Origin of the sequence: Nocardia nova, from assembly GCF_002933465.1 — a bacterium.
Taxonomy (GTDB): domain Bacteria; phylum Actinomycetota; class Actinomycetes; order Mycobacteriales; family Mycobacteriaceae; genus Nocardia; species Nocardia nova_B.
This window is the reverse complement of the sequence record NZ_PSZE01000034.1, coordinates 1-13,719: the sequence shown is the minus strand read 5'-3', so window position 1 is coordinate 13,719 and position 13,719 is coordinate 1. Positions and strand designations below refer to the sequence as shown.

The following is a 13,719-nucleotide window of genomic DNA, read 5'->3' as shown; positions in this document are numbered from 1 at the left end:
AGTTAACACCGATTCCTTCTTTTCGGGGAATGGGCCCGGTTCTGCCGGTGACATACGGCCCGGTGGCGCGCGGCTCGCGGGCATCGTCGGCTGCTGCGCGGTCCCCGGATGTGGCAGACTCGGCACGGCACGATGCGGCCGGTCGACGACCGTATGCGGAAGGTGATGCGGGAGTTGGGATGGCGAGTGCGCTGAGCGCGATCGAACAGCAGGTGGCCGAGCACAGACGGGCCGCCGCCCAGGAACGATCGGCCGAGGCCGAACTGCGCCTGGCGACGTCGCTGTGCGAGCTGGCCCGGGCCTGCCTGGACACCAAAACCGAAGGCGCCGACCGTGACCGCGCCCCCGCCGCGCTGGAACCCGCCCAGGAGGCGGTGCTGATCCGGCTGCACTGGCTGACCGCCGGGCATGTGACCGCGCAATTCGCCGGGAAGGTCACCGAGGCGTTGCGACTGTTCGAGCAGGCCGCCCGCACCATCGGTCATCGTGAACTGGCCACCGCGACCATCCGCCAGGCCTGCGACGCGTATCACCAAGTGGCGCAGAACTATCCGATGGCGGCCGGCGTGTGCGCCGACGGTCTGTCCAAATGCGGGGTGTGGCTGTGCCGGCTGGATCCGGAATCGGCGGTGGCGGCCAGTGCCGAGGCGGTGCGTATCCGCGCGGGTCTGTTCGCCGCCAATCCCGATCAGGCGGGCCGCTATCTGGCCAGCCTGAACATGCTGCTGCGCACCCTGATGATCGGCCGCGCGCGCAAACAGGCACTGGCGATGTATCGCGAACGGTATTCGGCGTGGACCACGCCGGAGATGACCACCCGGTTGCGTGAGACCTCGATCGACGAGCTCGAATTCACCAGCAAAACCCATGCCGCCCTGGTGAAATTGGAATGCCCGACGCTCGAGCGGGCCGGATATCTCACCCAGCAGCAGATCCTCTACCAAACCGCCGGCGATCTGACCACTATCGAGGAGATCAACTGGAAGCTCGGTCTGGTCGGACTCAAACCCCTCGCCGCCGGTGCGCTGGCGGACCCGCCGTCCAAGCCCATGGAGATCGCCACCTCCTACGGTGCGTTGAGCGTGCGCTGCGCCGCCGCAGACGCGGTGGCCCGGGTGCGCGCGGCGGTGATCGAGGCCTATGCCGCCGACGGCGCGCATCCGGTGGACAGCAGTGCCTTCGCCGGAGTCGGCGACACCCATTGGCATATGCCCGATCCCGCCCTCAATGCCGATCCGAACCTCGGTGACGACGTGGTGCTGCTGCAGCGCGCGGGCAGCTGGGTCCATGTGCTGAGCCTGTTCTGGGAACTCGCCCCCACCGGCAAAAACCCGCTGGCGCTGCGGCTTTCGCGGCAATGGCCGGTGCTCGCGGTCAACACCATCGAGAATCTGACCTACGAATTGTGCTGGTACGCAGACGGTGCCGCGCGGCAGTTCGCCGCCCTGGGCCGCCCGGCCGGGCAGGAGCCGCTGGACACTCCGCTGGCGCCGTTGGACTTCGCGATGCTCGCCGACTACGGCGCCGACTACGCCTCCGAAACCCAGGTCCGGGCGGCGTTCGGCAACTCCGGCATGTTCGCCAAGCTGACCAACCTGCCCGCCAGTGGAATCCGGCAGGCGGGGCAGGCGCGTGCGCTGGCCGATTACGGCGACCAGATCCTGTTCTTCCGCGGCGGTACGCGGCAGGGCTGAGCCGCCCCGCGGTACCTGTCACCGCGGGCGGTTACCGTCGACACCATGACACTCTCGGTCGGATGCGCGCAGTGGACCCACGAGGCGTGGCGCGCGTATCAGCCGGATTCGCGGCGGCGGCTGGGCGGTTATGCCCGGTACTGCACCGCGGTGGAGGGCAACACCACCTTCTACGCGACGCCGAGTCCGGCCACCGTACGGTCGTGGGTCGAGCAAACGCCCGACGACTTCCGATTCGTGCTCAAGCTGCCGAGGACCATCACCCATGAACGCCGGATGCGCGGTGCGGAAACGGAATTGGCGGAATTCCTCGGCGCCGTCGAACCGCTGGGGCCGCGCATCCACGCGCTCTGGGCGCAATTGCCGGCCTCGTTCGGGCCGGACGATCTCGGCGTGCTAGCCGGACTGCTGCACCGCCTGCCGCGCCGGTATCGCTGCGCGGTCGAGGTGCGCCACCGCGCGTTCTTCGCCGATCCCGAGGCCGCCGGTCGGCTGGAGTACGTGCTGGAACGTGTTGGCGCCGAATGGATTCCGTTCGACACCACCACTCTGTTCGCCGCGCCGCCGCGCAGCCCCGGTGAGTACGAGGCGAGCGCGAAGAAGCCGCGGCTGCCGCGCCGCTTGCGCGCACTGACCGCCTATCCGATCGTGCGGTATCACGGCAACGACGATATCGAGGCGACCGTCGCCGGCTGGCGGCCGTGGCGCGACCTCGTCGTCGAGTGGTTGCGGGAAGGACGGTCACCGACGGTATTCGTCCACACTCCCGACAATGCGGATTCGCTACTCCTGGCCCGGCGGTTCTACGATGACGTGCGGTCCGCCGGCGCGGAACTGCCGGCCCTGGTGGATCCGGCGCCGATCGAGCCGATGACCTTGTTCTGAACGAAACGAACCACCGCTGTACGCCGTCTGTATAGTTGGCGTCGGCAACTATTTGTACGCGCCAAGCAAGTCTGCAGATCTGGGAAAAGGGGACACCCGATGACCGCTGCCGGCCTTGACCGCACCGTCACTGCCACAGCGCTCGACGACGCCGATCGACTCGGCGCCCAATTGATCCGGTTCGTACGCGCGGTGAATCGCGCCAAGACGCAGCTGTCCAAGACCGGCCCGGACGGACTGGAGAAACTCGCCTACGCCATGCTCTTCTGTCTGGTTCACGACGGACCGCAGCGGACGGGCAAGCTGGCCGAGCAATTGCACGCCGAGATCTCCACCATCAGCCGGCAGACCAGATCTCTCGTGGCACACGGCCTGGTCGAGCGTCGCGCCGATCCGATCGACGGCCGGGCATGCGTACTGGCCGCGACCGACGAGGGTGTTCGGGTGTTCGCCGAGAATCGGCGCCTGCGCAACCTCTGGATCGCCGAGGTGATGGCCGATTGGCCCGCCGCGGACCGGTCCACGCTGATCGCGTTGCTCGACCGGCTCAATTGCGGTATCGAATCAACCCCACCATCGACGGCCGAACCGAAACAGGGCTTGGAAATATGACCACTTCGACCACCCGGGAGCCGGCGGCGCAGCCGACTCCGGGCCCCACGCCGGGCACACTCTCGCATCGGCAGGTTTTGACTATTTTGTCCGGTTTGTTGCTGGGGATGTTTCTGGCGGCGCTGGATCAGAATATTGTGAGTGTGGCGATTGTCCGGATCGCGAATAGTTTGCATGGTTTCGATCAGCAGGCGTGGGCGACGACGGCGTATTTGATTACGGCGACGATTTCTACGCCGTTGTACGGCAAGTTGGCCGATATTTATGGTCGTAAGCCGTTTTATTTGCTGGCGATCGGTATTTTCGTGGTCGGTTCGGCGGCGTGTACGTTCGCGACGTCGATGTACGAGCTGGCGGCGTTCCGCGCGTTCCAGGGGCTGGGCGCGGGTGGCCTGATGTCCTTGGCGTTCACCATCATCGGCGATATCGTGCCCGCTCGCGAACGCGTGCGGTATCAGGGCTATTTCATGATGGTGTTCGGCACCGCGACGGTCGCCGGCCCGGTGCTCGGCGGCTTCTTCTCCGATTACGACACGCTGTGGGGGATCGACGGCTGGCGCTGGGTGTTCCTGGTGAACGTCCCGATCGGCGTGCTGGCGCTGGCCGTGGTCGCGAAGGTGCTCAACGTGCCGCACGAGCGGCAGCGGCATCGGGTGGACTGGTGGGGTGCGATCGCGCTGGCGATCTGTGTGGTTCCGTTGCTGATCGTGGCCGAACAGGGCCGCACCTGGGGCTGGGAATCGCCACGCGCGCTGCTCTGCTACGGGATCGGCGCCGCCGGTCTGGTGCTGTTCGTCCTCGTGGAATTCCTGATGAAGGATGCCGCGCTGATTCCGCTACGGCTGTTCCGGAATTCGACGTTTTCCATCACCATCCTCGGCGGCTTCATCGTCGGTATCGCGATGTTCGGCGCGGTCAGCATGGTGCCGCTGTATCTGCAAGTGGTGCGCGGATATTCGCCCACCAAGGCCGGTCTGCTGATGCTGCCGCTGGTACTGGGCATCATGATCGGCTCGCTGATCGCCGGGCAGATCACCAAACTCACCGGCCGCTACAAGATCCTGCCCGTGCTGGGCACTTTCGTCATCGCGTGCGGGGCGGCCCTGTACGCACAGGTGCATTACGACAGCCCGCTCTGGCAGCCGCTGGTGTACAGCGCGGTTATCGGCTTCGGGCTCGGTGGCTGTATGCAGACGTTGATCATCGCGGCGCAGAATGCCGGGCCGCGGGCGGATATGGGTGTGTCGACGGCGTCGGCGACCTTCTTCCGGCAGATGGGCGGCACGCTGGGTGTCGCGGTCTTCCTGACGATTCTGTTCAATCTGTTGCCGCACAAGATCACCGACGCCTTCGGCGGTGTACTGCCACCCGGATTCGACACCGGAAAACTCGACCAGTTGCAGGCCAACACCAGCGGTATCGCGGCACTGCCGGCGCAGGTGCGCGATCCGATTCTCATCGGCTTCACCGAATCCCTGCACGGCGTGTTCTACGCCGCCGCCGGGGTGGCGCTGCTGGCCTGTGTGGTGCTGCTGTTCATGAAAGAGATTCCGCTGCAGGACAGTTCGACGCCACCGGCGCAACCGCAGCGCGTGGAGCCGGCGCCGGACGAGCGGGCCGTGCCCGAGCCCGACGCGGAGGCGGCCGGGTCGGAGCCGGAGGGCTGGGAGCGAGAGCCGTTGCGGGAGGCGGACGGCGGGGCCGTCCGTCCGGAACCGGCGCCTGCCACTGCCGGAACGGGCGCGCACGCCGCGTTTCCGGAGGTTACCGGCGAGTCGGCCGGCGACGCGCCCTTGTCCGGACGCATCCACCGCGAAGACGGGCAGTCGGTACCCGGCGCGGCGCTGACGCTGATCGATCAACGGGGACATCAGGTTTCCCGCGCCACGACCGACGCCGCGGGCGCTTACCGCCTGCGCGTGCCGGTCCTCGGCACCTATGTGCTGATCGTTTCCGCCGAGGGGCATCAGCCCGCCGCGGTGAACGTCGCGATCGGTTCCGAGCCGCAGACGGTCGACCTCACCCTGCCGGGCGCGGGGGAGCTGTCCGGCATCGTCACCGAGGGGCCGGGCCGTCCCCTCGCGGGCGTGACCGTCACGCTGACCGATCGGCGGGGCGAGGTCGTCGGTGCGGCGGTGACCGGCGCCGACGGCGCCTACGCCTGCCACGGCATCGTCGCCGGCACCTACACCCTGGTCGCGGTCACCGGACATCGCAGGCCCGATGCCATCACGTTGACCGTGCCCGCGACCGGCATGCTGCGCTACGACATCGACCTCGCGCCGACGGCGGTGCTGTCGGGCCGGGTGCGCTCCGAGCGCGGTCCGGTCGCTCATGCCCACGTCGCGGTGCTGGACTCGGGCGGCACAGTGGTGGCCGCCGCGTTGACGGACCCAGACGGTCGCTACCGGATCGACGATCTTCCCGCCGGCGACTACACGGTGGTGGGTCGCGGCTATCCGCCCGCCAGTGCGCGGGTCGCGGTCGACGGCGAGCGGATCGCCCACGACCTGCGGCTCTGCTACGACGGCGTCGCCGACAGATCGTGATCGGTATGCCGCGGCCGGTGCAGCGAGACCGGGGTGCGGTGGGCGTGCGGTAGGTGCGGGTGGCCCCGGAACGGGCCGTATTCGGTGGTGTTCGGCCCCCCATCGCCCGGCCCGATATCCCCGGGCTCGATATCGCCCGGTCCGACATCGCCGGATCGCAGGGCGGTGCGCTCGAGGACCCGGGCGCACAGCCGAATCACCGCCTCGTCCAGGGTGATGCCGAGTTCGGCGGCGTGCAGGGTGGCCATCTCGACGGCCCCGAGGTCGTCCACGAAAGCCGGATCGGACAGGATCTCGTCGACGATCATGCCGCTCAGCGCCTGTTCCTGGGTCAGAAGCTCGCCGGGCAGCCAGCTCAGCAGCCACTGCCCGGGAAGTGCGGGCAGACGCTGGGCAGATTCCGGGGTGACATCGCTGGTCATCAACCAGTCGGTGATATGAAGCGTCATGGCATTCCCCTTCCACCAAGCCGGTCGCTGCGGCGGTCGTTGCCGCTCCGATAAACGGAGAGCCGGTGGCTATAGCTAAATGCTAAGGACGGCTTTCCGGGGCTGTCAACTAAGCATCTGTGCTTATCTGCGATATCTTCGGTACCTCAATGCCCAACTTCAATCAGATATGCCCAGCGAATATCTGCATTGATTACCGCAGATGGGCGCGAAGGTGTGAAAGTTGGCTCTGCGGAACGATTTCGGGCGTCTTGTGGCAGAATCTGTGGCAGGCCGGGCACATTCGCGTTATCTCCGAGCTGTGTTCGACGTGCGTTCACCGGAGTAATGAAAAATTGATGTTTAGCCGATGATGCAATGGGCCACGTGTGATTAGAATTCTGCACCGTGACACAATCTGACCCAGACGGTGGCGAGCGGATCGGCGAACTGGTGCGCCGGCTCCGTATCGAGTCCGGTCTCACCCAGGCCGCGCTGGCCAAACAGGCGGACTGTTCGCGCAGCCTCGTACAGCAGATCGAGAACGGCACCCGAGTGCCGCCGCTGCCGCTGCGGGAACGTTTGAGTTCGGCACTGGGGCAGGAACTTCCGATGGACGGCGTCGCCGGCTCGTCCGATCCCGGCGGGCATTACGACCTGCGGATGCGTTTCAATGTGCTCCTCGGCAAGGACCCTGCGGTCGTGGATCGGGTGTTGACGATCGCCCAGACCGTGCTAGACGCCCGGGGTGCGCGCGAGGAGGTGGAGCCGCTGCGCCTCATCGCCGCCCGCCAGCTCGAACGCGCGGAAGAGTTGCTGGCGCAGATACCTTCGCGCAGTGCGACGGTGTGGGAGTGGAATACGGTCAACGACTGGCTGACTATTCTGGAACAGGCCGAGCGGTCCGTTCGCGCGATACACACCGCCGACCTGGGCACCATCGGCGGTGACGTCGGCGACGACTACCATGCCGCGATCGTGCGCCTCGCCGATTCGGTGCACGAGCCGCGAGTCACGGTGCGGCGCATGTACGTTCTGGACCGCATCGAGGATGTGTGGCCCTACGACGACAAGTTGTGGTGGCAGGCGCGCTCCGGTGTCGAGAGTGTGCTGGTCAAGCGTGAGCACGCGCGCAACGCGCAGAGCATGCTCGTCGTCGACGACCGATACGTCTGCGTAGGGGAATACGACTACTCGCGGCAGACTCGGGTCGCGACGCGTTTCTCGGTGCTCAAACACGATGTGGCGTTCGCGGTCCGGCGCTTCGAGAAGCTCTACGACCTGCGGCGCATCGGTTCGGCGATCGTGGTCAACGATCTGCTGGCCGATCCGCAACTGGCCCGGTTCGAGCGTCTGGGCGACGATGAGGGACGGGAGCTGTTCCGCGAGACGCTCGTTCGAGCGTGGAACGATATCCCGGCCCCAGGCCAGGCGCCGCTGGAAACAGGGCGGCTGTGACAACCGGCCCCCGGCATCCCGGGCGGGCCGCCGCCGGGCTGATCCTGCGTTCGGAGGAGCGCAAGAAGGAACTGCGCCGGCAGCTGCCGGAGACAGTGCCATTTCTCGGCCGATCCGGTCGCCGGTACCACGGTGTGCTGGACGCGTATCACGGCGAAACCGGATTCGAGATCGATCCGGCGGCGGCGCGCGCGCTGCGGCGGGCGTGGAACGATGTGGCGCCCCATCGGATCCGGCGCCGAGGCCTGCCGGACTACGACAAGCGGCAACCACTGGAGTTGCGCGAGTCGGCCGCCGCCCGCCTGTTCGACCGGCTGCACCGCCCCGCCGACGGAATAGCCGGCGTCCGGGTTCGTCCCGAAGAGGTTATCGTCTGCCCGTATTCGAGCATGCTGATGCTCGAGGAGGTGATCGCCACGGTCGTGCGGCCCGGCGGCGTGATCGTCTGTCCCGAGGGCTTCTACAAGAACTTCGCCACCCACATCGCGAAATTCGATGTGCGAGTGGTTGTTCCGGAGGCGACTCCGGACGATTCGTTCCGAATCGACCCGATGGCACTGGCCCGGGAACTGGAACGGCACGGTGACGACGTCTGCGCGGTGTTGCTCACGCTGCCGGGCAATCCCGTCGTCACGCGATACTCACCGGACGAATTGCGGGAGCTGGCAGGGGTTCTGGTCGCGGCCGGTGTTCCGGTGGTCTGCGATATGGCCTTCGACCGGATCGTCGGCGGGCACATTCCGCTCGCCGCGCTGGAGGTGCCGACCGCGCACGGTCCGGTCCGGCTGTACGACCGGATGGTGACGGTCACCGGTAATTCCAAGGGCTACAACGCCTTCGGCCCCTGTAAGCTCGGCGCGGCCTGCTCCGGTGACGCGCAGTGGCTGGAACGCATCCGGGCGCGACTCACCATCGCCTTTCAGCGGGAGAGTACGCACTTGGTGCGTGCCGTGCTGGACCATACGCCCGACGCCTATTTTGAGCACAACCGGAAGCTGGTGCGCGAACAGTTCGACACCGCCTTGGAGCGGATCGCCGCGATCAACGCCGAATTCGGATCGAATACATTGCGGCCGTTGGGGTCCGGCGCCAGCATGTTCGTGTCCGTGGTCGCCGATTCCACTCTTCTGGACGCGGCCGGGGTGGGCGACAGCGCCGCATTGGAGGATCTGCTGCTGGCCGGTGCGGGAATCGACAGCGTCGCGCTGGGCCGCACCGGATCACCGCGGCCGGGTGTGCGGCTCAACGTCCTCGCACCCCGGCACGGCCCCGGCACCGAGTCCCGGGAGTTGATCGACGAGCTGTTCGACCGGCTCGGCGGGCTCGTCGCGGATCTGGCCGGTGGCGCCACCTATCGCGACATCCTGCGTCGGCGCGGTATCGCGGAGCCGCCGGCGTGATCGTCGGCGTGCTGCGCGAAACCGCCGCCCGGGAACGGCGGGTGGCGCTGACACCGGACGGTGCGCGATGCCTGACCTCGGCGGGGATGCGAGTTGTCGTGGAGGCGAATGCCGGGCGGGCGGCCGGCTTCGGCGACGCGGCCTACCGGTCCGCGGGGGCAGCCGTCGCGGCGGATCCGGTCACCGTGGTCGCGGCCTGCGATGTGCTGGCTTGGGTGAAGCCGACTACACATGATCTGCGCACGATGTCGCGGCGGCCGCACCTCACGCTGATCGGCTTCCAGGACCCGCTGCGGCGAGCCCCGCAGATCGCCGAACTGCGCAGCTTGGGCGTGGAATCGGTAGCGTTCGAACTCTTTTCGCACGAGACCGGTGAATTGGACGCGCTCTCGGCGATGAGCCGGATCGCCGGCAGCGTGGCCTATCTCGCCGGCCGGCGGCTGGTGCCGCGCACCGTGCGCCGGCCGATCCGCTCACTGATCCTGGGATGCGGCCAGGCCGGACTGTCCGCGGTCGCCGCGGCAGCCGCCTGCGGGGCCGAACCGCCCGTGATACTGGGGCGCCGGCCCGAACTGCGGCAGACACTGAATGCCCAGGGCCCCAATGTTTTTCACTGGTCCGGCGAGGTCGACGCCGCCTGCGTCCTGGAGCGGATCCGTGCGGACAAACCGGATCTGGTCTTCTGCGCCGCGGTGCGACGCGGACAACAGGCGCCACTGCTGGTCGACCGCACCGCACTCGACGCGCTCGGGGACGGTGCGGTCGTGGTCGACCTGACCGCCAAGGCCGGTGGCAACTGCGCGGCGACCGTCACCGACGCGACCGTGGTGCTGGGCAACGGCGTTGTGGTGACCCATCGCTCGAACTATCCGGCGCGCCGACCGGCCCCGGCCAGCCGGGCCTACAGTGCGGCGGTAACCGCGTCGATACTGCGACTGGCGGAATGTGGGCCGCCGAATGCTCAGACGGCCTCGAACGCCTCCGCCACGATCGGCCGGACCTGATCCATTCGCGCGCCCGGCTGTTCGCGCCGCACCGACGTCATATCCACATCGGGCAGCCCGCAGGCGACGGCCCACTGCCACGGCTCCAGATCGCCGTCGACGTTCAGCGCGAATCCGTGACTGGTGACGCCGCGGCTCTGCCGCATGCCGATGGAGACGATCTTGCGGCCGGTCTCGACGGTCCACACGCCGGTGAGCAGTTCCGAACCCGGTGGGGTGTCGCGGCGTTGCGCCCGGATGCCCAGCCAGTCCAGCGCGGCGACCAGGCGGTGCTCGACCTCGCGGATATAGTCCACCACGCCCTCGCCGTCACCGAGTTTCACGACGAGATATCCGACCAGCTGTCCCGGGCCGTGATAGGTGAGCTGCCCGCCGCGGGTGGTCTCGACCACCGGAATCCCGTGGTCCGGATCGGGGAGATGCGCACTCGGCGTCCGGCGCCCGATCGTATAGACCTGTGGGTGGCTGAGCAGCCACAACGTATCCCGACGTTCGTCGCGCTGGCGCTGTTCCACCAGTTCGGCCATGCGCTCCATGGCCTTGTCGTAGTCGACGAGTTCATCCTGGATCAATGTCAGCGGCCGCGACCTCATGCTCCGAGAATACGACCGGGCTCGGCAGCGAACTCGTGCGGTAGTCCTCGATACGCCGGCGCCGGTCGTCGGCCCTCAGTGCGCTTCGGTGTTGAGCTTGTCCCGCGCCGGCAGCGCGTCGCCGTCCACCGTGACCCGATCGATGGGGAACCCGCCGTCGAGGCTGGACAGCTCGCCGGGGTCGCCGCGCAGCGTCAGTTCGTCCCCGCCGAGGGACAGATGCTCCAGCTCGGTCTCGGTGGCAGCGGGCGCCGGGTGGCGCCGTTTGTGAACGATGCTGCTGATGTAGGCCGCGGCGATGATCCCCACTCCCAGCAGGCCGGTAACCACCTCGTTCAGGTGGTGGCCGGTGGAGACCAGCAGGATCGCCGCGAGCGCGCCGATCGCCCAGTGCGCACCGTGTTCGAGGTAGATGTATTCGGCCAGAGTGCCGCGCCGGACCAGGTAGACGGTGATCGAACGGACGAACATCGCGCCGATCAGACCCAGTCCCAGGGCGATGACGATCGGATCCGCACTGATGGCGAAGGCGCCGATCACGCCGTCGAAGGAGAACGAGGCGTCCAGCACTTCCAGATAGATGAAGCCGAAGAAGGCGGCGCGCCCGGTCAGAACGGCGGCGCGCGAGGGGCCCTGGCCGGGCTGCTCGTTCTCGAAATGCGCGCCGAGACCGTCGACGAGGAAGTAGGTAGCCATGCCGAGAGCGCCGGAGACCATGACGACGTCGGCTTTGTTGTTGGGGGCGAGCACACCGGCGGTGAGCACCAATGCGATCAGCGCGATCACCACCGTGAACATCGAGAACCGCCCGATCCGCGCCAGCGGTCGCTCCAGCCAGCTCAGCCAGGTGACCTCACGCTGGGTGCAGATGTAGTTCAGGAACAGTAGCAGCAGGAACATGCCGCCGAAGGCCGCGATCTTCGGATTGGCGTCGTTGAGCAGCGTCTCGTAACTGGGCCGGCCGTCGGAGAAGAACGGCGCGCCGCCGGCGGGAGGGTTCATCGCCAGCCGCAGCGCCTCGATCGGGTCCAGATGCGCACCGATCGCGACCACCACCAGCGGGAACACCAGGCGCATACCGAAGACCGCGATCACCATGCCCACGGTCAGGAAAATGCGCTGCCAGAACGCGCTCATGCGTTGCAGGACACTGGCATTGACCACCGCGTTGTCGAACGACAGTGATACCTCGAGAACGCCGAGGGCTGCGACCAGCACCACGGCCTCCGGCCCGCCGTACAGCAGCGCGACGACGAGAGACGCCGCGGCAACCAGGAACGACAGGGCGAAAACTCGCACGAACATGCCGATGCCTTTCGTCAATTCGACACCCGCGGGGGGTATGACCTCGCGGGTTACAGCATTCAGAGTGCTCGCAACCCTGCCTTCGATTGTGACAGCTGAAGTGGTCCGGCGACAATCGAGGGCTAGTACCAGTGGTGGGACTGCCAGAACGCCCAGGCCCCGTCGGGGCTGCCGTACCGCTCGACCATGTAGTCGTAGGTCCAGCGGAGCTGGGTCACCGGGTTGATCATCCAGTCCACCCCGTGGGAGGCCATCCGCTCCGGCGGCAACGCCTGCCCCAGACCGTAGGCGCCCGATTCCGGATTGACCGCGAACGGATTCCAGCTGCTCTCGTGTGTGATCACGTTGTCGAACGAGGGGAACTGCGGAACCGGGACGATCGTGAGAGCGACCGCCTTCATCGGCAGGCCCAGCAGCAGACCCGCGGTGGCGGAACCGGAGGATGCCGCCGAACCCGAGGCCGAACCGGATGCCGATCCGGAGGTGTCGGCGCAGGCGGGCCCGCACTCGGCGCCGGCCGTCGCGACGAGGGCCGTCGGTGCGCCGACCAGCCACAGCGCGCAGAACGCGGCGAGAGCGGCGCGGCGGAGATGGGGCGATGGTGTCGCTTCGGTCACAATTTCGGCTGCGGTCCGGGTGAGGTCGAAAGATGGCGACGAGGTTGCCGAGCCGATCGGCGAGGCGAAGGCAGCCGAAAAATGCGTTGCGGAATCCGCGGTGTTCGGAGTTTGATTTGTCGGCTGGGCCGGAATTCGGACGGGGTCGATTGGCGCAGACATGGTCAGTTCGGTCCTTCCGCGTCGACTTGCCGATCGATCAGAGCCGGAAATGCGACAGCTCGAGCAAACCACCGGTAATCCCGAGATGTCCGGATTGCGCTCGGCGTGTCCGGTTCGGTGTTCCCGGGTGTGAGCCGGGGTACGTGCGAGTGGGATCCGAACGTATGTATAGTTGGCCTCAGCAACTAGTTGTACATGCTAATCAAATGCGTCGTGGGTAGAAGGAAGTTCGGTCATGGTCGTCGATGCCCGTGATCCCGGCGCCGGCGTCACCGAACAGGATGTGGCCGATCGACTCGGCGGCCAGCTGATCCGGTTGATGCGGGCGATCGGCAGAACCAAATCGCATACAGCCAAGTACGGTCCGGACGGTCTGGAACGATCGGCCTACTCCGTGCTGTTCTGCCTGGTGCATGACGGTCCGCAGCGAACGGGGAAGCTGGCGGACACCCTGCACACCGAAACATCGACCATCAGCAGGCAGACTCGATCGCTGGTGGCGCACGGCCTGGTGGAACGCCGAGCCGACCCCGTGGACGGGCGGGCCTGCGTGCTGGCGCCCACCGCCAAGGGGGTGCGGGTCTTCGAGGAGAACCGTCGAAACCGCAACCGCTGGCTGGCCGGGGTGATGGCCGAGTGGCCCGCCGACGAACGGGCCAGATTTACCGATCTCCTCGAGCTGCTGGTCAGCGGCATCGAAGAATTCACAGCCGAAAAATCCACTGCAACAGCCGATTCGAATTAGGGCTTACATACACATGACGACTTCGACCAGTGAGGCTCCGCCAGCGCAGCCGAACGCTCCGACCGTCGCGCCGCCGGCGGACGTGCGGCCGTCTCTGTCGCATCGGCAGGTTTTGACTATTTTGTCCGGTTTGTTGCTGGGGATGTTTCTGGCGGCGCTGGATCAGAATATTGTGAGTGTGGCGATTGTCCGGATCGCGAATAGTTTGCATGGTTTCGATCAGCAGGCGTGGGCGACGACGGCGTATTTGATTACGGCGACGATTTC

At 67.0% G+C, this 13,719-nt stretch carries 12 protein-coding genes and 1 pseudogene; 9 read left to right on the top strand and 4 right to left on the bottom strand.

Features of this window, described 5'->3' with window-relative positions; translation table 11 throughout:
• The first annotated feature begins 179 nt into the window (after window positions 1-179).
• The 4 genes from C5E41_RS28625 (at window position 180) to C5E41_RS28610 (ending at window position 5,740) form a co-directional block, all read left to right on the top strand.
• Complete coding sequence (locus C5E41_RS28625; protein WP_104378841.1) at window positions 180-1,694, top strand: hypothetical protein; 1,515 nt, start codon at window positions 180-182, stop codon at window positions 1,692-1,694.
• A 45-nt stretch (window positions 1,695-1,739) separates the two neighbouring features.
• The gene (locus C5E41_RS28620) at window positions 1,740-2,579 is read left to right on the top strand and encodes a DUF72 domain-containing protein (protein ID WP_104378840.1); all 840 of its coding nucleotides are present in this window, start codon (window positions 1,740-1,742) and stop codon (window positions 2,577-2,579) included.
• Window positions 2,580-2,678: 99 nt separating this feature from the next.
• Window positions 2,679-3,191: a MarR family winged helix-turn-helix transcriptional regulator gene (locus C5E41_RS28615; protein WP_104378839.1), complete on the top strand. Its 513-nt coding sequence runs from the start codon at window positions 2,679-2,681 to the stop codon at window positions 3,189-3,191.
• Entirely contained in the window at window positions 3,188-5,740 is a 2,553-nt protein-coding gene (locus C5E41_RS28610; RefSeq protein WP_104378838.1) for an MFS transporter, read from the top strand. The genes C5E41_RS28615 and C5E41_RS28610 overlap by 4 nt, the downstream gene beginning before the upstream one ends.
• On the opposite strand, the gene C5E41_RS28605 is transcribed toward C5E41_RS28610, so the two are convergent.
• Window positions 5,713-6,189, bottom strand: coding sequence for a hypothetical protein (locus C5E41_RS28605; protein WP_104378837.1), 477 nt, complete (start codon window positions 6,187-6,189; stop codon window positions 5,713-5,715). The genes C5E41_RS28610 and C5E41_RS28605 overlap by 28 nt on opposite strands.
• A gap of 387 nt (window positions 6,190-6,576) precedes the next feature.
• On the opposite strand from C5E41_RS28605, the gene C5E41_RS28600 reads away from it, so the two are divergent.
• The 3 genes from C5E41_RS28600 to C5E41_RS28590 are packed head-to-tail and all read left to right on the top strand — an operon-like array spanning window position 6,577 to window position 10,030.
• Window positions 6,577-7,626: a helix-turn-helix domain-containing protein gene (locus tag C5E41_RS28600; protein WP_104378836.1), complete on the top strand. Its 1,050-nt coding sequence runs from the start codon at window positions 6,577-6,579 to the stop codon at window positions 7,624-7,626.
• Entirely contained in the window at window positions 7,623-9,026 is a 1,404-nt protein-coding gene (locus C5E41_RS28595) for a pyridoxal phosphate-dependent aminotransferase (protein ID WP_181063467.1), read from the top strand. Before C5E41_RS28600 ends, C5E41_RS28595 begins: the two co-directional genes overlap by 4 nt.
• A complete protein-coding gene (locus C5E41_RS28590; RefSeq protein WP_104378834.1) occupies window positions 9,023-10,030 on the top strand; it encodes a hypothetical protein in 1,008 nt (335 codons plus the stop codon). Before C5E41_RS28595 ends, C5E41_RS28590 begins: the two co-directional genes overlap by 4 nt.
• On the opposite strand, the gene lipB is transcribed toward C5E41_RS28590, so the two are convergent.
• The 3 genes from lipB to C5E41_RS35455 all read right to left on the bottom strand — a co-directional run bounded on the left by lipB (window position 9,988) and on the right by C5E41_RS35455 (window position 12,545).
• Window positions 9,988-10,623, bottom strand: coding sequence for a lipoyl(octanoyl) transferase LipB (lipB, locus tag C5E41_RS28585; protein WP_104378833.1), 636 nt, complete (start codon window positions 10,621-10,623; stop codon window positions 9,988-9,990). The two genes, C5E41_RS28590 and lipB, sit on opposite strands and share 43 nt — an antisense overlap.
• Before the next feature lie 75 nt (window positions 10,624-10,698).
• Window positions 10,699-11,928 carry a DUF475 domain-containing protein gene (locus tag C5E41_RS28580; RefSeq protein WP_104378832.1) on the bottom strand — a complete coding sequence of 410 codons (1,230 nt, stop codon included), beginning with the start codon at window positions 11,926-11,928 and terminating at the stop codon, window positions 10,699-10,701.
• A gap of 122 nt (window positions 11,929-12,050) precedes the next feature.
• Window positions 12,051-12,545, bottom strand: a complete 495-nt coding sequence (locus C5E41_RS35455; RefSeq protein ID WP_258081323.1) for a lytic transglycosylase domain-containing protein — start codon at window positions 12,543-12,545, stop codon at window positions 12,051-12,053.
• Between the two features lie 397 nt (window positions 12,546-12,942).
• Here C5E41_RS35455 and C5E41_RS28570 point away from each other — a divergent pair, with 397 nt between their 5' ends.
• Together C5E41_RS28570 and C5E41_RS28565 are read left to right on the top strand one after the other, a co-directional pair.
• The gene (locus tag C5E41_RS28570; protein ID WP_104378830.1) at window positions 12,943-13,452 is read left to right on the top strand and encodes a MarR family winged helix-turn-helix transcriptional regulator; all 510 of its coding nucleotides are present in this window, start codon (window positions 12,943-12,945) and stop codon (window positions 13,450-13,452) included.
• 13 nt (window positions 13,453-13,465) lie between these two features.
• Window positions 13,466-13,719 (top strand): annotated as a pseudogene (locus tag C5E41_RS28565) (MFS transporter); the annotation flags it as partial.